Source organism: Marivirga atlantica (assembly GCF_016734805.1).
Taxonomy (GTDB): Bacteria; Bacteroidota; Bacteroidia; order Cytophagales; family Cyclobacteriaceae; genus Marivirga; species Marivirga atlantica.
The window spans coordinates 1,568,449-1,588,758 of sequence record NZ_JAERQG010000001.1 but is presented as its reverse complement, the minus strand read 5'-3'; the positions used below and the strand labels follow the sequence as shown (position 1 = coordinate 1,588,758).

18 protein-coding genes and 3 tRNA genes are annotated in these 20,310 nt (G+C 36.7%); 11 read left to right on the top strand and 10 right to left on the bottom strand.

Going from position 1 to position 20,310, the window contains the following annotated elements; genetic code table 11:
- Positions 1 to 939, top strand: coding sequence for an aspartate carbamoyltransferase catalytic subunit (locus JKP34_RS07235; protein WP_201919163.1), 939 nt, complete (start codon positions 1 to 3; stop codon positions 937 to 939).
- Positions 940 to 950: 11 nt separating this feature from the next.
- Here the strand turns inward: JKP34_RS07235 and JKP34_RS07230 are convergent, their stop codons facing one another.
- Both JKP34_RS07230 and JKP34_RS07225 read right to left on the bottom strand, forming a co-directional pair.
- Positions 951 to 1,241 carry a hypothetical protein gene (locus JKP34_RS07230; protein WP_201919161.1) on the bottom strand — a complete coding sequence of 97 codons (291 nt, stop codon included), beginning with the start codon at positions 1,239 to 1,241 and terminating at the stop codon, positions 951 to 953.
- A gap of 48 nt (positions 1,242 to 1,289) precedes the next feature.
- Positions 1,290 to 1,595: a hypothetical protein gene (locus JKP34_RS07225; RefSeq protein WP_201919159.1), complete on the bottom strand. Its 306-nt coding sequence runs from the start codon at positions 1,593 to 1,595 to the stop codon at positions 1,290 to 1,292.
- 146 nt (positions 1,596 to 1,741) lie between these two features.
- Here JKP34_RS07225 and JKP34_RS07220 point away from each other — a divergent pair, with 146 nt between their 5' ends.
- The gene (locus JKP34_RS07220; protein ID WP_201919157.1) at positions 1,742 to 3,115 is read left to right on the top strand and encodes a cystathionine beta-synthase; all 1,374 of its coding nucleotides are present in this window, start codon (positions 1,742 to 1,744) and stop codon (positions 3,113 to 3,115) included.
- Positions 3,116 to 3,179: 64 nt separating this feature from the next.
- Here JKP34_RS07220 and JKP34_RS07215 read toward each other — a convergent pair.
- The 3 genes from JKP34_RS07215 to JKP34_RS07205 all read right to left on the bottom strand — a co-directional run bounded on the left by JKP34_RS07215 (position 3,180) and on the right by JKP34_RS07205 (position 3,696).
- A tRNA-Leu gene (locus JKP34_RS07215) sits at positions 3,180 to 3,263 on the bottom strand.
- A 184-nt stretch (positions 3,264 to 3,447) separates the two neighbouring features.
- Positions 3,448 to 3,520 (bottom strand) — tRNA-Lys (locus JKP34_RS07210).
- Positions 3,521 to 3,623: 103 nt separating this feature from the next.
- Positions 3,624 to 3,696 (bottom strand) — tRNA-Lys (locus JKP34_RS07205).
- Positions 3,697 to 3,764: 68 nt separating this feature from the next.
- On the opposite strand from JKP34_RS07205, the gene JKP34_RS07200 reads away from it, so the two are divergent.
- From JKP34_RS07200 to JKP34_RS07185, 4 genes are all read left to right on the top strand, one after another.
- Entirely contained in the window at positions 3,765 to 4,481 is a 717-nt protein-coding gene (locus JKP34_RS07200) for a hypothetical protein (RefSeq protein ID WP_201919155.1), read from the top strand.
- Positions 4,482 to 4,514: 33 nt separating this feature from the next.
- Positions 4,515 to 5,915 (top strand): 23S rRNA (uracil(1939)-C(5))-methyltransferase RlmD, encoded by a 1,401-nt coding sequence (rlmD, locus tag JKP34_RS07195; RefSeq protein ID WP_201919153.1) that lies wholly within the window; start codon positions 4,515 to 4,517, stop codon positions 5,913 to 5,915.
- 282 nt (positions 5,916 to 6,197) lie between these two features.
- Complete coding sequence (locus JKP34_RS07190) at positions 6,198 to 7,283, top strand: PAS domain-containing sensor histidine kinase (protein ID WP_201919151.1); 1,086 nt, start codon at positions 6,198 to 6,200, stop codon at positions 7,281 to 7,283.
- Between the two features lie 78 nt (positions 7,284 to 7,361).
- Positions 7,362 to 8,759: an aminotransferase class V-fold PLP-dependent enzyme gene (locus JKP34_RS07185; RefSeq protein ID WP_201919149.1), complete on the top strand. Its 1,398-nt coding sequence runs from the start codon at positions 7,362 to 7,364 to the stop codon at positions 8,757 to 8,759.
- On the opposite strand, the gene JKP34_RS07180 is transcribed toward JKP34_RS07185, so the two are convergent.
- Positions 8,740 to 10,686, bottom strand: a complete 1,947-nt coding sequence (locus tag JKP34_RS07180) for an OmpA family protein (protein WP_236664911.1) — start codon at positions 10,684 to 10,686, stop codon at positions 8,740 to 8,742. The genes JKP34_RS07185 and JKP34_RS07180 overlap by 20 nt on opposite strands.
- Positions 10,687 to 10,885: 199 nt before the next feature.
- Here JKP34_RS07180 and lon point away from each other — a divergent pair, with 199 nt between their 5' ends.
- From lon to JKP34_RS07155, 5 genes are all read left to right on the top strand, one after another.
- Positions 10,886 to 13,369, top strand: a complete 2,484-nt coding sequence (gene lon, locus JKP34_RS07175) for an endopeptidase La (protein ID WP_201919146.1) — start codon at positions 10,886 to 10,888, stop codon at positions 13,367 to 13,369.
- An 8-nt stretch (positions 13,370 to 13,377) separates the two neighbouring features.
- Positions 13,378 to 14,415, top strand: coding sequence for a type IX secretion system protein PorQ (gene porQ, locus JKP34_RS07170; RefSeq protein ID WP_201919145.1), 1,038 nt, complete (start codon positions 13,378 to 13,380; stop codon positions 14,413 to 14,415).
- 33 nt (positions 14,416 to 14,448) lie between these two features.
- Complete coding sequence (gene hslU / locus JKP34_RS07165) at positions 14,449 to 15,837, top strand: ATP-dependent protease ATPase subunit HslU (RefSeq protein ID WP_201919142.1); 1,389 nt, start codon at positions 14,449 to 14,451, stop codon at positions 15,835 to 15,837.
- Between the two features lie 56 nt (positions 15,838 to 15,893).
- The gene (locus JKP34_RS07160) at positions 15,894 to 16,622 is read left to right on the top strand and encodes an SDR family NAD(P)-dependent oxidoreductase (protein WP_201919140.1); all 729 of its coding nucleotides are present in this window, start codon (positions 15,894 to 15,896) and stop codon (positions 16,620 to 16,622) included.
- A gap of 107 nt (positions 16,623 to 16,729) precedes the next feature.
- Entirely contained in the window at positions 16,730 to 17,614 is an 885-nt protein-coding gene (locus JKP34_RS07155; RefSeq protein ID WP_201919138.1) for a Cbp1 family collagen-binding glycoprotein adhesin, read from the top strand.
- A gap of 66 nt (positions 17,615 to 17,680) precedes the next feature.
- On the opposite strand, the gene JKP34_RS18430 is transcribed toward JKP34_RS07155, so the two are convergent.
- The 4 genes from JKP34_RS18430 to JKP34_RS07135 all read right to left on the bottom strand — a co-directional run bounded on the left by JKP34_RS18430 (position 17,681) and on the right by JKP34_RS07135 (position 19,980).
- Positions 17,681 to 17,827, bottom strand: a complete 147-nt coding sequence (locus JKP34_RS18430; RefSeq protein WP_394368663.1) for a type II toxin-antitoxin system RelE/ParE family toxin — start codon at positions 17,825 to 17,827, stop codon at positions 17,681 to 17,683.
- A 20-nt stretch (positions 17,828 to 17,847) separates the two neighbouring features.
- Complete coding sequence (locus tag JKP34_RS18425) at positions 17,848 to 17,979, bottom strand: type II toxin-antitoxin system RelE/ParE family toxin (RefSeq protein WP_201919136.1); 132 nt, start codon at positions 17,977 to 17,979, stop codon at positions 17,848 to 17,850.
- Positions 17,967 to 18,155 carry a hypothetical protein gene (locus tag JKP34_RS07140; protein WP_201919134.1) on the bottom strand — a complete coding sequence of 63 codons (189 nt, stop codon included), beginning with the start codon at positions 18,153 to 18,155 and terminating at the stop codon, positions 17,967 to 17,969. Before JKP34_RS07140 ends, JKP34_RS18425 begins: the two co-directional genes overlap by 13 nt.
- Positions 18,156 to 18,384: 229 nt before the next feature.
- On the bottom strand, positions 18,385 to 19,980 hold the full coding sequence (locus JKP34_RS07135; protein WP_201919132.1) for an alpha/beta hydrolase: 1,596 nt from the start codon (positions 19,978 to 19,980) through the stop codon (positions 18,385 to 18,387).
- Between the last annotated feature and the right edge of the window lie 330 nt (positions 19,981 to 20,310).

Here is a 20,310-nt window from a genome sequence, read left to right as displayed (position 1 = left end):
ATGGCAAAACTAAGTGTTAAACATTTATTGGGTATCAAAGAATTAACTCCAGAAGATATTCAATTGATTTTTAAAACTGCTGAACAATTCAAAGAAGTCATTAACCGACCCATCAAGAAAGTACCTTCTCTTCGAGATATTACAATAGCTAACATTTTCTTTGAAAATTCGACCAGAACACGTTTGTCATTTGAACTAGCCGAGAAAAGGCTTTCTGCTGATGTTGTTAACTTTTCAAGCTCAAACAGCTCAGTAAAGAAAGGCGAAACACTACTTGATACTGTAAATAACATACTTTCTATGAAGGTGGACATGGTGGTTATGCGACATAGTAGTCCTGGAGCTCCTCACTTCCTTTCAAGGCATATAGATGCTAATATTGTAAATGCCGGTGATGGCACACATGAGCATCCCACTCAAGCCTTACTCGATACTTTCTCAATGAGAGAAAAAGTAGGGGAACTGAAAGGAAAGAAAATAGCCATCATAGGTGACATATTACATTCCCGCGTAGCCTTATCTAACATTTATGCACTTCAAAAGCTTGGTGCCGAAGTGATGGTTTGTGGCCCAAAAACGCTATTACCTAAGCACATTCATGAATTAGGCGTACATGTTTCACTTGATGTAAAAGAAGCTTTAGCTTGGTGTGATGTAGCCAACATCCTCCGAATTCAGTTGGAAAGACAGCAACTAAAGTATTTCCCATCTCTGCGCGAATATTCCTTGTACTACGGCATCGATAAAAAAATGCTAGATAGTTTAAACAAAGAAATAGTTGTGATGCACCCTGGCCCAATCAACAGAGGCGTAGAGATATCAAGTGATGCAGCTGACTCTAAACAGTCTATTATTTTAAATCAGGTAGAAAATGGAGTAGCAGTCAGAATGGCGGTTCTTTACCTGCTTGCTCAATCTAAACCTTCTCAAAAAGCATAAAAAAAGCTGATTTAAGAATCAGCTTTCAATAGAAATTGTGCAAGTTCTTGATTGGCAGTTGGACCAAAGCCGTCTACAATAGTTCCCTTAGTCCCATCTTTGGCAGCAATCTGGTATACAATTGATAAATCGTCTGGATTGGATTTACCTTCAAATCTAAATTCCTTTTCTATTTCTACTTCTGAGGCACCGTAGGCACTACCTCCAGCCTTCAATTTGCCATCTTCAAAATAGAAATCTTCTTTATACCCAGTATTTTTAAGTTCCTCAATTTTTTGAGAAACGGTTTTCATAGCTTCCATAATTCTTAGTTTAATTACAGAAACCTAACCAATAAAAAGTATCAATGTTTAGTCTTCTAAAGACTCAAAGTATCTAATTGCCGGAAATTCTCCATTAGCATCACTATGATCAATCACATAACCTAACTCACCATCATTAGTCATTAATGTTACTACTGCCGTTCCTTTTTCTTCATAAACATATTCCGCCTCCACGGAAACCTGCTCAGCAACATAATTTTTTACTTCTACGGACTCGTCTTCCTTCACTCTTTTTAGTTCCAGATGATCTTGGCTAAAATCAAAATGGTTGATATAGCCATAATTTGATAACTCATTAATCTTAGAGGCAATTTCTTGTTGATATCTTTCCATAACATTTTGATTTGAAGTACTATACAAAGAACGCCATCCTTAACAACACTGTTCTTCAGAAAAGGGTATCAATATTACATGCGTCACATTTCAGCAATGATTTTAAATAATTAACTTTGCCTCATCAACAAGACAAATAAAATCTCATGTATTATAACTCTATAATAGAGACTATTGGTAACACACCATTAGTAAAATTAAATAAGGTTAATAAAGGTGTGCCAGGCACAATTCTAGTTAAAGTTGAATATTTCAATCCTGGTAATTCCATGAAAGATAGAATGGCCTTAAAAATGATCGAAGATGCTGAAAAGGCAGGTCTTCTGAAACCAGGAGGAACTATTATAGAAGGTACCTCCGGTAATACCGGCATGGGGTTAGCCTTAGGTGCCATCTCAAAAGGATATAAATGCATTTTTACTTTAGCTGATAAGCAGTCAAAAGAAAAAATGGATATCCTAAGAGCTGTAGGTGCTGAAGTAATTGTATGCCCTACTAATGTATCGCCTGACGATCCTCGCTCCTACTATTCAGTTGCTAAGAAATTAAATGAGGATATACCTAATTCGTTCTACCCTAACCAATATGACAATACATCTAATTCGGTAGCTCATTATGAAACTACAGGGCCTGAAATTTGGGAACAAACAGAAGGTAAAATAACACACTGGGCAGCAGGTGTTGGAACTGGTGGATCAATGTGCGGAACTAGTAAATACTTAAAAGAGCAGAATGCTGATATCATTAGCGTTGGCATCGATTCTTATGGTTCTGTTTTCAAGAAATATAAAGAAACAGGCGAGTTTGATGAGAAGGAAATTTACCCATACTTAACAGAAGGTATTGGTGAAGATATCCTGCCAAAAAATGTTGACTTCTCAGTTATTGATCATTTTGTTAAAGTAACTGATAAGGATGGTGCTATCATGACGAGAAGATTAGCAAGAGAAGAAGGTCTTTTCTGTGGATGGTCTTGTGGTTCTGCCGTACATGGTGCTTTAGAATATGCCAAAGAAAACCTTAAGGAAGATGATATTATGGTGATTATACTACCAGATCATGGCACCAGATACTTGGGTAAAATTTACAATGACGACTGGATGAGAGATCATGGATTTTTAGAAAACAATGATTATGCAACAGCTGCTGATATTGTTAGCAAAAGAAATGGCTCTTTCGACTTAAAATCAGTAGAAGCAAACACTAAGGTTTCTGAAGTGGTAAAAATGCTCGATAAACTTTCCGTATCGCAGTTACCTGTAACAAATGGTAAAGGTGAATTTGTTGGAAGCGTTACTGATGCCAAAATATTAAATAAGTTGGTTGAAAACCCGGAACTTAAAGGAAAGCCAATTGAAGAAATAATGGATAGCCCATTTAAATTTATTGCTGCCAACACTACAGTTGATACTATTTCATCAATGATGAATCATGGAGAGAAAGCTTTAATGGTTTTAGATGAAAACCAAAAAGCACACATTATTACTAAACAAGATTTGTTGATGGCTTTTTCTGATTAAGGCTTTACTGAACCAAAAAATAAAAGCCCTGACTGTTAAACAGTCAGGGCTTTTTTGTTGCTTGTGCGCGCGAGAAGATTCGAACTTCCACGGGCTTGCGCCCACCACCCCCTCAAGATGGCGTGTCTACCAATTCCACCACGTGCGCTAATGGGATCAAATATAAATAATTCACCCGCATACGCAAAAAAACCTACCTGCCAAAGGCAGATAGGTCTCTTGCAATTTGTTGTACCGAAAAATAAACCTAAACCAATATTCGATACTTAGTGCCTCACTCGGATATTAAAACATTAACCATCACTAAACTACTTCACCGAGTTTACACCTTGTGACTCGCTTGGGGTTCGAACCCAAGACCCTATCCTTAAAAGGGATATGCTCTACCAGCTGAGCTAGCGAGTCAGCAGCGCTAGGCGCAAAATTTTTGAGAAAAAAAAGGCCCCACTTCATTCAAGTGGAGCTTTCTTAACATCATTTAAAGTTTAATGTTTCCATTAAACTTAAGTGACTCGCTTGGGGTTCGAACCCAAGACCCTATCCTTAAAAGGGATATGCTCTACCAGCTGAGCTAGCGAGTCAACTTTTTGTTGCAATTCAGGAGTCGTTTTCCTTAATTGCGTTGCAAAGGTAAGCAGTAATCAATAAAATGCAAAAGGTAACATTTAATTTTCTTATTTTAGTTTTTGGAACTCTACTTTTCGCCCCAAAAAACATCTTTGGTAACCCCTCTGAAAGTGAATTAATTAAGGCAGATTCTCTATATGAAAACAAGCAATATACAGAGGCTATAAAAATTTATGAAGAGTTGTTTTCTGATGGTTATGCCTCACCAAATATGCTACTTAAGCTTGCAAGAGTTAATGAGGGCAGTACCAATTTTGGAGCTACCATATTTTATTTAGAAAAATATTATCAACTGACAGGTGATAAAAGGATTTTAGAACACATTGAAAAAATCACTTCTGATAATAAGATTGAAGGCTTTAGTTACGAATTACCTTTCTACGCCAACTATTATTATAAAAGCTACAGTAAGTTTATACTTCTAACTCTAATTTTAATTACCGTAGTATTTCTGGCCTTTTGGTTACAAAATAAAAAAGAGCGCAAAGGCTTTGCTACAGCAGCTATCTTCACTTTAGTGCTCATTGCAGTTGTTAATAACTACCATGGGCAGGACTATGGAATTATTACAGATACACCCGGCTTTCTAATGGAAGGTCCATCAGCTGGTGCTGACGTAATTACCAAACTAGATCAACCCACCAAACTACCATTAAAAGGACAGGTTGATATTTGGACAAAAACTAAAGTTGACGACAAAGAAGCCTACATCAAATCAGAACATCTTAAAAAGCTTTAGTAAATCGTAAAATATGCCTTAATTTTGCCAGCTATGGCAAGAAAAAGACATCCGAATATCGAGAGCCTGTCAATAGAGAAAATTGCAGCAGAAGGTAAAGCATTAGGTTATTATGATGATAAGGTAGTGTTTGTAGAAGGCACAGCTCCAGGCGATGTGGTAGATGTACAAGTATACCGCAAGAAAAAGAACTTTCTGGAAGGTCGTCCAATTAAATTTCATAAAAAATCTGACATCAGGGTTGAACCATTTTGCGAACATTATGGCGTTTGCGGAGGATGCAAATGGCAACATTTGAGTTATCAAGATCAATTGGGTTTTAAACAGCAACAGGTCGTTGATGCATTAGAAAGAATTGCAAAGGTAGATTTACCTGAAATTAAACCTATTCTTGGCTCAAAGGAAACTACTTTCTATAGAAATAAATTAGAGTTCACCTTCTCTAACAACAGATGGTTAACAAGAGAACAAATTGATTCGGGTAAAGCCTTTGATAATAATGCTCTTGGATTTCATGTTCCCAAGCGCTTTGACAAAATCGTACAAATTGACAAATGCTTTTTGCAAACCGACTCATCTAATGCCATAAGAAATAGCGTTTATGAATTTGCCCAAAAGCACGAAATCACTCATTTCGATTTAGTTAAGCAAACAGGCTTCTTAAGAAACCTCATCATAAGGACCAGCTCAATTGGTGAACTAATGGTTATTCTTCAGGTAGCTGAACCTAATGAGGACTGGTTAAACCTAATGATGGATCATTTAAAAACGAGCTTCCCGGGAATAACCTCTTTGCTTTACATCATCAATCAGAAAGGAAATGAAACCTTCCATGATCAAGAAGTTATTACCTATCACGGAAGAGATTATATTTTGGAACAGATGGAAGGATTACAATTCAAAATTGGTCCTAAATCATTTTATCAAACTAACTCATTACAAGCGTACGAGCTTTATAAAGTAACACGTGATTTTGCTAATCTTTCAGGAAACGAGCTAGTTTACGATTTATACACAGGTACGGGAACAATTGCCAACTTTGTAGCCAAAACTGCCAGTAAAGTAATTGGGGTTGAATATGTACCCGAGGCAATTGAAGATGCCAAAGTGAATTCATCAATTAATAACATCGATAATACGGAATTCTTTGCTGGAGACATGAAAGACATGCTCACTCAAGATTTCCTGAACAAGCATGGTAAGCCTGATGTGATTATTACTGATCCACCAAGAGCGGGTATGCACCCTGATGTAGTCAATATGTTATTGAGTATTTCAGCTAAGAAAATAGTTTATGTAAGCTGTAACCCTGCTACTCAAGCCCGTGACTTAGCACTTTTAGATGTAAAGTATAGGGTAGCTAAAGTACAGCCTGTAGATATGTTTCCACAAACGCATCATGTAGAAAATGTAGTGTTATTAGAATTGAAATAATACAATATTTCTGATTAGAAACAGAACAACATTATTGCTTTAATAATTACTACAAACGTACATTTGTTTGTTTATAAGTAACTATAAATCATTAAACAAAGTCATGTTGTAAAAATCTAACAGTTTATTCATTTTTATGACTTCAAAAGCCCATCATTATTAAAATATTCATATCTGATAGTAAATAACATAGAATATTACAACATTCTAACTGCTACACTACAACATTTCAATAAACTTCTGTAAGTTTCTGAAAACTATCACCTTAAAATTCAAATTCTTATGGGGGACAAGAATTATAATTATGAGGACCTGTTTGAGCTTTCACCTGACTTATTCTGTATAGTCAGTTTCGATGGATTTTTCAAAAAGGTCAATAGCTCAGTCGTTAATCTACTTGGTTACGACACAGCCGAGCTCTATGCCCGACCTGTTAACAGCTTTGTGCATCCGGATGACGTGAAGCAAACAACTGAAGCGCGCGCGTCACTTACTAAAGGAAAATTCATCAAAAATTTTGAAAACAAGTATTTAACAAAAAATGGCGATACTGTTTGGTTATCATGGACTGCCAAAGCTTGCCCAGAAAACAAAATTATTTTTGCCGTAGCTAAGGACATTACAGAAAAGAAAAGAATAGACCTTCAGGTAAATGATCATATAACCGAACTGACCACAGCAAACGAGAAATACAAAAACTTATCATACACTACCGCACATGATTTAAGACCTCCTATTGATAATCTCATTTCTATCATTAACCTTATTCAAACTGATATTGAGGCAAATACAAAAGTTAACAAGCTATTCAAGTTATTAGAACAGGCTGTATTAAAATTAAAAAGCAGTATAAACAGCTATATTGAAGATTTAAAGCATACTAATCTTACTCAGGTTGAAATAGAAAGTATTGACTTCAAAGACTGCTGGACTGAAACTTTATTTTCGATTAGAAATATGATTGAATCTTCAAAGGCGGTGGTTAAAACCAATTTTGAAAAGGCACCTTCAGTCAACTTCAATACTGACTATCTTCAGAGTATTTTCCTAAATATGGTTTCAAACGCTGTAAAATATGCTCAACCGAATACCAAGCCTGAAATATTCATATACAGTTTTAAGGAAGGAGAAACAACTAAGCTAGTATTTGAAGATAAAGGACTAGGAATGGATATGAAAAGTGTAAAAGACAAACTCTTTGGCCTGCATCAAACTTTTCACAAAAACAACGACAGTAAAGGCATAGGACTTTATTTAGTACATACACATGTTACCAGTTTGGGTGGTTCTATTAATGTTGAAAGCAAACCTAATAAAGGCTCAAAATTCACCATCAGTTTTAGCAACAAACTGGAAGTATCAGCTTAATGTAAAATAGGATTTTGCTGTTTATTTATTTAATATTTATCATAAATAGTATCTTTATGATCATAAGATAAATAAACTATGCTAGCAATAAATCCAGACTTACAACATGAAGCATTTTTTGAGAATCTTGCCAAAAATGAATTCAGCAGATTAGCAGATAAGAAACATGTTTACCTGGATTATACGGGTGGTAATTTATATGCACAAAGTTTATTAGATAAGCACTTCAATTTGCTTTCAAAAAACGTATTAGGCAATCCTCATTCGAGTAATCCCAGTTCTCAGAAAGCAACTCAACTAGTAAATGAGGCCCGTGAAAAGGTTATTTCATTTTTCAACGCTTCCGATTACCATTGTATATTTACTCAAAATGCTTCAGGCGCATTGAAAATTATTGGGGAATGTTATCCCTTCGAGCAAGATGGATCTTTCCTTTTGTTAGCTGACAATCATAATTCTGTTAATGGTATAAGAGAATACTGTCAAAGAAAGGACGGAAAATTCCAGTATGCTAAAATACAGTATGAAGATTTACAAATAAATAAAGAGCTTCTTTCAGACTTATTAACGAGTAGCTCTCCTGCCAGGAACAAGTTATTCGCTTTTCCTGCTCAATCGAACGTTTCAGGTGTAAAGCATGACTTAAGCTGGATAAAAAGTGCACAAGAAAATGGTTGGGATGTACTGTTAGATGCGGCTGCTTATGTACCAACAAATAAATTAGATTTAAAGGAAATTCAACCTGATTATGTATCTATTTCCTTTTATAAGATATTCGGCTACCCAACCGGCTTAGGCTGTTTATTTGTAAAGAAATCTAAATTCAACAAGCTAATTAAGCCTTGGTTTGCAGGTGGTACCGTTACTCTGGTTGGTGTTGGTGCACCCTATCATTATTTAGCCGAAAACCATGAACGATTTGAGAATGGCACTATTAATTATCTGGATATTCCGGCCATTAAAACAGGATTAGAATTTATGGAAGAGGTAGGAATGGAAAGGTTAAATGAGCGAACCAGCAGTTTGATGCATTACCTATTTACTGGTCTAACTAAATTGAGGCACGATAACGGCAAAGAAATAGTAAAGATTTTCGGACCTAAGGACAGAAACAAAAGTGGCTCTAACCTTATCTTAAATATTTTTGATGAAGAAGGTCATCTCATCCCTTTTGAATTTTTCGAGGAAATGGCCAATGAGCAGAATATATCTATTCGTTCAGGTTGTTTTTGCAATCCAGGTATTGATGAAATAAACAATTGCCTCACCAATGATGAGCTCTCAAATTATTTCTTATCAAGAGACAAAGGCAATTATGAGGATATGATAGCCTTTCTTAAAAAAATGCGTGGAGCCACAAGGGTTTCTGTTGGAATGGCTACCACAAAAAATGACCTTGACGTATTTCTGGACTTTGTAAAATCGTTTAGTAACAAGCAGCTCAGTGATTTGAAGGTTAGTCAGACTTTGGTCTAAAGATTTCGAACTCCACTCTCCTATTGAGTCGCCTGTCGTCATCAGTTTGCTCATCTTTCACAATAGGCATTGTATTGCCGTAACCAATAGCATTTACTCGTTCAGGCTCTATCGGGTGTAGCATGATGATATAATCCCTAATGGCATCAGCCCTTTCTTGTGATAAAGATTTGTTTCTTCTTTCATCTCCAGATGAATCTGTATGCCCTGTAATCTTAAGCTTGAACTCAGGATAATCCAGAAGAAAATCCACTACTTTATCCAAATCGGCATACATATCAGGCCTCAGTTTAGCTGAGTTTTCTTCAAACTCTATCGATTTAAACCTAATTTTACTAGCCAGTGGATCCACATTTTTATTGATTACAGTATCTCCATCCAGAAAGAACATTTCTTCAATTTTAAACAGCTTGTCAGCCTGCACTACCATGATGTAGTTGGTGTTATTTATCAAATCGAATTCGTAGCTACCATCTTCTCTGGTGAATTTTGGTGCTATCTCTATACCATTCTCTACATCAATTATTGAGACTATACCTCTAAAGGGAACTCCTGAAACTGTATCTGTTACAGTTCCGCTTACCCTTGTAGTAGCCTCCGGTTGTGCTTCCATTGGTAGCGGAAAAGAGAAAAGGTCAAGATTATTATTTCTTAACGAAGCAGAACCTGCATAAAACAGATCCTTCGATTGTGAATCAATGGTAAAGTAATATTCATTCCCTTCATTATTGATAAGCGGCCCTATGTTTTTAGGTTCCTCCCACAAAAAGCTTTTAGCAGGTGCCTTGTAAATATCAAAACCTCCAAAGTTGAGCAGGTGCCCATTAGAACTAAAATATAAAATAGGATAGCGAGGATGCTTGAATGGGCTCACCTCATTAGCCCTGGTATTGATTATTGGTCCTAAATTTCTTGCTCTGGCCCAGCTACCATCTTCATCTTTAACGGAAAGGTAAATGTCAGACAGGCCAAACCCTCCTATCCTATCGGATGCGAAAAACAAGCTATCGCCATTTATTGATAAACTTGGATGAGAATCCCATGCACGTGAATTAATATTAGGACCCAGATTAGCTGCCTTGGACCAAGTGCTATCTTCTTGCAAATAGCTCATGTATAAATCACAATTGCCGAAACCATCCGGGCTTTCACAGCGAGCAAAATAAATGGTGTCGCCTGTTGAATTCAAAGTAGCTGAGCCTTCATTGTAAGGTGTGTTAATTCCTTTGATAGGTTTGGCCTGCTCCCATTGTCCGTACCTTCTATGCGTCAGGTATAGATCTTCATTTCTGTCAGAGCTAAAAAAATTACCAGTTATATCCCTCTGCGAGGTAAATATAAGGGTGTTGTTATCAAGTGTTAGCGCTGGGCCGTAATCCGCTAGATTAGAATTAATAGCTTTCCCCATACTTAATAAAACACCTCGGGGAGGCACGAGCGTATCAATAGCCTTTCTAAAATCCACTAATTCGTAATAATAATCAATGGGTACATAATCCTTGGTTTGCTCCATTTTTACCGAATCAAGGAATATCTCTATTTGCTTTAAGTCAATATTAGACTGATGGTGTTTCAGTGCTATTCGATACAGTGTTTTAGCAGATTCCAAATCGCCATATAATTCCTCAAGCTTTGCTAACTGCCAAATCAGCTGTGTATCTTTATAAAAATTCTCTACGCCAAACTGCTGTACATAATCAGTTAGTAATTCCTTGAGCTTCTCCCATTTTTGGTTGGCCCTCGCTTTGTTTATTTTTTCCAGCGTTGCATCATCCTTATAGTAATTTACTTCGTTGATATTGGGAAAGTAAAAAGGAAAAAGTGCGTGAGCCTCCTTTTTAGATAAACCGGCCGCATCATTGTACTGCGCGTTTATTGAATGTATAGTTATCAGTGAAAGGCTAAAAACGAGTAAAATGTACTTCAAGACAAATTGATAGTTTTACGGTAATAATGTCAGTATATTATTACCATGTTCGTTAAATAATGCATAAAATACGCAAAAAGCTTCACAATAGTATGTAATATTTTTTTGGCATAACTATTGAAAATTGCACAAGTCGAAATTTACAAAGCTCAATTAAGATATTATATGCCATTTTGGCTAATAGCGATAAAAATACTTTATGGATTCTATATTTAAAAATGCAAGCTTTTTCTCAGAGGTGAATGATGATGAGACAGGTGAGTTAATACAGCTTATTTCTACAGATGAAGAAAATAGCATGCGTGAGGATGAGCTTCCTGACAAGCTCCCTATTCTTCCTATCAGAAATACAGTTTTATTTCCCGGAGTAGTAATTCCAATTACAGTAGGAAGGCAAAAATCTATTAAACTGGTTAAAAAAGCCTATAAAGGCGATCGTATCATAGGTGTAGTGGCTCAGTCAAACAATAAAGTAGAAGATCCTGGAAAGGATGACATCTACAAAATTGGTACTGTTGCCAGAATTTTAAAGATGATTGTACTGCCGGACGGTAACACGACCATTATTATTCAAGGAAAGCAGAAATTTGGTTTAGGTGATATTTTACAGGAAGATCCTTATTTAGAGGCTACTTACAAAGAGCTTGATGATGAAGAGCTTAATGCCAATCACAAGGCAAGCAAAGCGGTAATTCAATCATTGAAGGAAGCCGCCAGCAAAATTATGAAGCTGAATCCTGAAATACCTCAGGAAGCTCAGGTGGCGCTTGACAATATAGAGAATCCTAATTTCTTAACACACTTTCTGTCCTCTAACATCAATGCTGAAGTAGCTAAGAAGCAGAAATTATTAGAGAAAACGGATGCCAAGGAGCGCGCTACTCTTTTGTTAGAGTATATGCTTAAGGACATCCAGATGCTGGAGCTAAAGAATGAAATTCATAAAAAGGTGCATACTGATATTGATCAGCAGCAGCGCGACTACTTCCTAAGACAGCAAATTAAAATTTTGCAGGATGAGTTAGGTCAGGATTCTCCCGATCAGGAAATTGAGAACTTAAGAGCCAAAGGTGAGAAGAAAAAATGGCCTGAAGCGGTAAAAAAACATTTTGAAAAAGAGCTTGATAAATTATCTCGTATAAATCCACAGGCGGCTGAATACCCTGTAGCAATGAATTATGCTGAGTTCCTGGTTGATTTACCATGGAATGAATTCACTGAAGATAACTTCGATTTAAAGCACGCCAAGAAGATTTTGGACAAAGACCACTTTGGTCTTGACAAGGTAAAAGAGCGTATTATCGAATATCTCGCAGTGTTAAAGCTTAAGAATGACATGAAGGCACCTATACTTTGCCTTTATGGACCTCCGGGAGTTGGTAAAACTTCTTTAGGAAAATCCATAGCTGAGTCTTTGGGTAGAAAATACGTCCGCATGTCATTAGGTGGTGTGCACGATGAAGCAGAGATCAGAGGTCATAGAAAAACTTATGTAGGAGCAATGCCTGGTAAAGTGATTCAGAATATGAAGAAAGGCCAAAGCAGTAATCCTGTTTATATTTTAGATGAAATAGACAAGGTTAACTCAGACTTCAGAGGTGATCCTTCTTCAGCTCTCTTAGAAGTTTTAGACCCTGAGCAAAATGATAGTTTCCAAGACAATTACCTGGAAGTTGACTATGATTTATCAAAAGTTTTATTCGTAGCTACTGCTAACTCATTAGACACTATCCATCCTGCTTTAAGGGATAGAATGGAAGTGATTGAAGTATCAGGTTATACGCTTGAAGAAAAAATTCAGATTGCCAAGAAACACCTAATACCAAAGCAAAGAAAAGATCACGGACTTAAAACCAAAGACATAAGCTTCAGTAAAGCAGCCATCTCCAAAATAATAGAAGATTATACCAGAGAATCAGGCGTTAGAAACCTGGAGAGAAGGATAGGTAAGGTAATCCGATTTGTGGCCAAATCTATTGCCATGGAAGAGGATTACAACAAAAAAATTGAGGTAGAGGATGTAGTGAAAATCCTGGGTGCTGAGGTTTTTGTAAAAGAAATATATCAGGACAACAAGACCGCAGGCGTGGTAACAGGTTTAGCCTGGACGCAGGTAGGCGGAGAAATTCTTTTTATTGAATCTAGCTTAAGCCGCGGAAAAGGTAAACTTACATTATCTGGTCAATTGGGCGATGTGATGAAGGAGTCAGCCGTAACAGCTCTTTCCTACTTAAAGTCTCATGCAGATCAATTAGGCATCCATTACAAAACTTTTGATCACTACGATTTACATATCCACGTGCCGGCAGGAGCAGTTCCTAAAGATGGGCCATCAGCGGGTATTGCCATGATTACCTCTTTGGCTTCTATCTATACACAACGTAAAGTGAAAGATAAACTGGCCATGACGGGTGAGATAACCTTGCGTGGTAAAGTGCTGCCAATTGGCGGTTTAAAAGAAAAAATACTTGCCGCCAAAAGAGCCGGCATTAAAGATGTAATTCTTTGCGAGCGGAATAAAAAGGATATTGACGAAATTGATGAACAGTACATAAAAGGTTTAAACATTCATTACGTTGATACAGTGAGCGAAGTGCTGGATATTGCATTACTCAAGGAGAAAATCAAAAATCCTATTAAGTTTGCTTTCGACTCTGAGGAGAAGAAAGAAGCCACTGTTTAAGCTATCGAATGACGAAGAAAGTACTTGTACTTATTATACTAAGTTTCACCACCGGTTTGGTCTATGGTCAAATTGGTGGTAAACGTACTTTTGAATTTCTGGAAACCCCCAATCATGCTAAAGTAGGCGGCTTGGGTACTGTTAATGTGAGTGCCGGTGAGGATTTGAACATGGTCAATCAGAACCCTGCCTTATTACTTCCTGAAATGGATGGAGATATTTCGTTAACAATCTCTCCTTATTTGGCAGGGATTTTTAATACACAATTAAATTATGCCAGAAACTTTGAAGAAGCGGGGATTTTTAACTTAGGAGTTTATTTCCAGAGCTTTGGTCAATTTGATGGATATGACAACACTGGCAATGCAGAAGGTAGCTTTTCAGCCAGCAATTACAACATCAGCCTTAGTCATAGCAAAAAGCAAGGGATATTTAACTATGGAGCGACCCTTAAATTGGCAGGCTCACAGCTACCAGGGAATCAACAATCGGCTTTGTTATTAGATTTAGGAGGTGTTTATAGCCACCCCGAGCAGGACTTAAACATTGGGCTTGTTATAAAAAATGCAGGCTTTTATTTAAAAAAGAATCCTGATGAAGACAGACCTCTCCCATTCGATATACAATTAGGTGGAACATTTAAACCGGAGTTCATGCCTTTTCGCTTTAGTTTAACTGCTAACAGACTTTACCAATATGACTTAAGCTATTTCGAACCTATAGATGAAGCAACCACCAATAATGCCTTTATTGAAGTTACTGAAAATGCTCCATCAACTTTTGATAAAATATTTCAACACATAACAGTAGGTACGGAGATCTTACTTGGCAAAAGCATCAATATTAGAGCCGGATATAATCATTTGTTGAGACAATCACTTCGTGGTGAACAAGTTGCCGGGGCAGGTGGTTTTACCTTTGGTTTGTTAATTAACACGAAGAAGCTAAACCTTGCATACTCTAATGCGATATACCAAGTAGGTGGTTCCGCCCACTTCATAACTTTGGGCACTAACTTTAATCATTTTATTAAGAAGAAATCATAATCCTCTTTTGAGGATAAACAAAGAATAATGAGTATGAATAAAAATAACTTCCTTACTCCTAAAGAAATAGTTCAGGAATTAGACAAATACATTATCGGCCAGGGCGATGCAAAAAGAAATGTAGCCATTGCGCTGAGAAACCGTTGGAGAAGAATGAATACACCTGAAGACATTCAGGGTGAAATCGTTCCTAACAACATCCTAATGATTGGGGCTACAGGTGTCGGTAAAACTGAAATTGCCAGAAGACTAGCCAGAATTGCCGATGCGCCATTTACTAAGGTAGAAGCTTCCAAATTTACGGAAGTGGGTTATGTAGGCCGTGATGTTGAAAGCATGGTGCGTGACCTTGTAGAACAGTCCGTAAATTTGGTGAAGGCAGCCAAAAAGGAAGAGGTGAAAGAAAAAGCTGCAGCAGTTGTTGAAGACATCATTCTTGATGCGCTTATTCCTCCAATGAAAAGCACAAACAACAAGCCTGTGAGCACCACGGCTGACGATGGCGTTCCACAAAATGACTATGAGCTTAATCAGAAAACCAGAGAACGCTTCAGAGAAAAACTGCAGAATGGGGAGCTGGAAGATAGAAAAATTGACATTAATGTAAAGGCTCCTTCGGGTAATGGAATGGGCGTAGTTGGTGGTGGCATGATGGATGAAAGTTCTATGATTAATATCCAGGACATGCTGAATAACATGATGCCTAAGAAGAATAAGCGCAGAAAGGTGACTATAGCCGAGGCAAGAAAGCTTTTATTGGAAGAAGAATCTTCAAAACTCATCGATATGGATGAGGTGAAAGATGAAGCCATCAGAAAGGCAGAAAACACCGGTATGATCTTTATTGATGAGATTGATAAAATTGCTAAAAGTGGAAGTAACAGCTCTGGTGGTGATGTTAGCCGTGAAGGTGTTCAGCGTGATTTACTACCAATAGTAGAAGGTAGCGCAGTAAATACTAAATATGGCATCATCCATACAGATCATATACTTTTCTTAGCTGCAGGTGCATTTCATGTAAGTAAGCCATCAGATTTAATTCCTGAACTTCAAGGCAGATTCCCGATCAGAGTTGAATTAAACAGCCTCACAAAAGAAGATTTCCTACTTATCCTTCAGGAACCAAAAAATGCTTTAACAAAGCAGTATACAGCCTTATTAAAATCTGAGGAAGTGGATTTGGTTTTCAACGATGATGCGCTTGAAGAAATAGCTTCAATGGCGTTTACCATTAATGAAGAGGTAGAAAACATAGGTGCCAGAAGGCTACATACTGTAATGAGTAAATTATTGAATGACTTATTATTTGATGTTCCTGACAAAATTGGTGCTAATGCTAAAATCGTAGTCACCAAAGAAATGGTGCAGGAACGATTAGCTGGGCTCATCAAGAATAAAGACTTAAGTCACTACATTTTATAAATTTCAAATCCCACATAAGTGGGATTTTTTGTTTGAATAAATAAAAGCTAATTAAGATGAAATCACTTTTTATAATCACCGGAGCCAGCAAAGGAATTGGTCGTGGTTTAGCCGAGAAAGCTCTTGAAGATAAAGACCACAACGTAATTGGTATAAGCAGAACACATAGTATACAAAATGATCAATATACTGCTTTAACAGCTGATTTAAGCAATCCATCTGAGGCCGCAAGCCTAAGTGAAAAGCTTTATTCCAATAAGTCAAATTATGACAGAATAGTGCTAATCAATAATGCTGGAACACTTGGTGATGTCAACCATATGGGAAATATCGATAACTCATCTATTAGTCAATTGATGGATTTGAACGTTTCCAGCCCTATGATTTTGATGAATGAGTTTATGAAAACCTTAAGAGACTTTTCAGGTGAAAAAATTATCATTAACATCAGCTCTGGAGCCGGTAAAAAAGCTGTAGATGGTTGGTCTGGCTATTGCGCTTCCAAGGCCGCTTTAGATATGGCTACAAGAGTAGCATTTGATGAGAATAAAATTGAAGAAAATCACTTTAAAATATTTGCAGTAGCCCCAGGAGTGGTAGATACACAAATGCAAACACAAATTAGGAATACAACTAAAGATTCATTCAGCAGTGTCGATCGGTTTATCAGCCTAAAAGAGGATGAACAATTAAGTAATGAGCATGAAGTTGCAGAAAAATATTTCTACATACTATCACATATTGATGATTTTGACGAACCTTTGCTTGATGTAAGGAATCTGTAATAAATATTTAACAGCTTCTATTTTATTTAATTTGATTGTTTAGCACCTGAAAATCAACTATTTTCATCAATAAGCGTAATCCTAAACCAAACACAAAAACCAATACTATGAAATCTAGAATCCTAAAATCTTTTTCAATTGCATTAGCCAGTTTCTTAGTAGCCACTGGTTGTACGCAAAAACTAAAAGAGGAAAATGCACAACTGAAAGCTAAAGTTGACTCACTGGAAGCTGTAACCCAAAAGCTGCAAAGCGGCTCTGAGCAGCTAAGCACAAGCGTAACTTCTTATGAAGCAACTTTGGACGAGATTGACGAAACCCTTGCAGAAATTGCCAGTAACCAAAGGGAGGTTAACGAATTAAAAGCCGAGCTGAAGGACGATGAGACAACTGCTAAAAGCATTAAAGCACGCATTAGCAATATTCAGGATATGATGCAGGCTTCTCGTCAAAAAATTCTGATGCTCGATAAAAACCTTAATCAGCTGAGAAAACAATCAGGTGCACAAAGTGAGGAAATATTAGAGCTTGATAGAAAGCTAAAAGAAGCCAGCCAAAAACTGGTACAAAAAGAAGAGGAATTGATGGAAATCCGTACTTCTTTAGAAAGACAGTTGTCAGATATGGGGCAAGCATTAGATGAACAGATTTCCGTAGCGGCAGATTTGAGAAGCACACTTAACAGAGTGTATTATTATGTAGGTGAATCTAAGGATTTACAAGAAAAAGAAATCATTAACAAAGAAGGTGGTTTTATAGGTTTAGGCAAGGTGAAAATTGTGAATGCCAATGCACCTACTCAGCTGTTCAACAAGGCTAATAAAGAGAATCTTGATGCTATTGAATTGAATAACAGAGAAGCTAAGCTTATAAGTAATCACCCGAAAGATAGCTATGAGTTTGTTGGAGGAGATAAAGCTGAGCGCCTGAAAATTCTTGATAAAGATGCTTTCTGGAAAGACTCTAACTACTTAGTAATAGAAGTTAAATAGAAAACCTTATTTATTCATCCTATGACTTCAAGTCATGGGATGAATTTTTATGTGCTTATATATTTATTAACTTTCTAATCTCTTGGTTAAATCTCTCGCTCCATGGTGTACAAGAAGAATATGAACTTTTTCTTTATCTATAATTCGGTAAACTATTCTATAATTGCCTTCTATTAGTTCACGGATTTCTAACTGGCCAATTCCCTCAACAATTTTTCCTGAATTGATATGTGTTAATATAGCTGAGCGCGTTCAAAAATTTTATCAACCTGACGTTGGGCATACCTCTTAGATTCACGAGAGATATAATCAAAAATATCTTTTAAATCCAACCTGGCTTCCTCAAGCCATATTATTTCGACCACTTAGAGATTTCTTCTTTTAGAACATCATTAGAAATCACGTTTTTACCTTCCTCAGATAATTTTATCCTCCCTTCTAATTTTTCAATAAAAATCAAATGATCTATTAATTCATCAACAGAAATTTCTTCATTAGGAAACTTATCAATTTCTTCTTTAAGCTTTTCTTTTGTTATCATGACATTCAGTTTTTACCAATATAAACAATTAGAATAAAGTTAGCTTTAAAATAGTTTCAGAAATTATATGGCTAAACTATTCATCCTATGACTTTCAGTCATGGGATGAATTTCTAGATTGGCTATAAGTTTCTGGTTTTTAGCATATTTCACTGTTAAAAGTTTTCTTTCCATGAATATCCATCATATGTGATGAGATAGTGAAACAATAATTATAAAACTTCAGATTTTACTTTTCACCAATTAAGGATATTAATCCATCTGAAAGTGTGCCTCGCCAATTTACATAATTGTGTCCTCCTTTAAATTCACGATAATCTACTTCATAGCCTTTTACTTCGAGTATATCCCGAAACTGCCTATTCATTCCGAGCATGGATGCACCAGCATCATACAGCCCGATATCCATATAGAATTTGATAGGCAATCGTTCACTCTGTTTATATAAGTCAATGAGTTTCCCGTTATCTTCCGGATAGATCCAATGATTTTCATCCTCAGTTCCTTTTATCCAATAGGAGCCTGATTGTGAAAGTACATTTCCGATTACATCTGAATGCCTAAATGCAATAAAACTTGCAGCAAAACCTCCCCGACTGGAGCCCGCAAGAATAACTTTATCGGCATCAGTATCAATATTATATGCTGAGCGCGCCCAGGGAATAAGTTCTTTTGCTATAAAATCGCCAAAAGCTTCACTTATCAAATCACTACTTCTTTTACCCATTGACCAAAGCAGAACAGTAACAGTTGGAGTAATTTTGTCTTCGTCCAAAAGGTTATCCATGATAGTAGGTGTTGGTATTCTTGACCAACGATTTGGTCTTGCTCCATAGGATTCTCCATCAAAAATGATTAGAAGATTATGCGGCTTGGAAGCATTATAATTTGCAGGTGCATGTACTGTGATTTTTCTTTCTTCGCTAAGGATTTCACTCTCAATAGATGTAACGAGCAATGTCCCATTCTCTACATTTTCTCTGTCGGTGATATATGGCTGCTTAGGTGCATTTGGCATTTCTAATGTGCCATCATAGGCATGCTGCATACTCCGAGACTCAATCTCGCCATTTGGCCCGGCTTTATCCAGATTAAAATAATTGAACCCATAATTGAACCGAGCATCTTTAGGTACTCTTTGTGTGACAAAATGAAGCTTAGTATTTGGCAACCGCTGAAAACGCAATCCCAAGAAATCAGGACCACCACTTAACATGACATAATCTGTATTATCATTTGGTATACAAAAATAGGTGACTAGCATATCGGTATTATTTTCATCAATTGACTCAATAATATGCTGCTCGGGTTGATTATCAATGAATTTGTCAATGACAGTACTATCGGTTAATGAGGCTTCCCATAAATTGTATAAGGTTTCTGTTGGAAGCTCCTTTTTGGTAATACGTTTAGTGTTTTCAGACAAACTTAATATCCGATTTACTTTCAGCGTATAATTTCCTTTATTAGCTTCCGGATCTAGAGAATGAATAGCAAATTTGTACAGGCCTGATTGATTGGCTGTAATATCAAACGGTTCATCTCCACCTATTCCATTTGGGCTATCAATTTGTTGTAATAACTGGCCATTAGGCTTATATACATCTATCACTAGGTCTATTCCTTTCTGAGTGACTTTCCCAATGATGGCCATACCATTTTCTAATTCGGCAGTATAGGTATGGCTTTCTTCAGCAGAGATGGTTTTCTCTATTGTTTCATTAGTAACTAATTGTATGCTCTTGTCAACTTGTGCTGAAATGGTGTTTGTTAAACTGCTTATAAGTAAGAGTATTGGTATTGCGAATCTAAGAAGCTTGTTCATTCAGTATTATTTCTCTTGTTGGTTAATTTGGATGGTCATAAAACCACTTAAAAAATTTTGCTGATGTCAGCGATGAAAAGCTAAACTAAACAATTTATGCATTCTACAACAAGGTAGGCTGAGAGAAAGAGATGAAATGGTCATACTACAATAAGTCCGGTGGATTAGTAAAAATTAGCCTATCTGCAAGCATATCCGCCCGCTAATGCCATATACTTGATTTGATTGGATGGTGTGAAAAGCTTTTGAGTACTAAAATACTAGGTCAGTCCGTTGATGATGCCGCCATTAAGGAGAAAGCAAATAGGGTAAAAGAATTTTAGAGTAAGT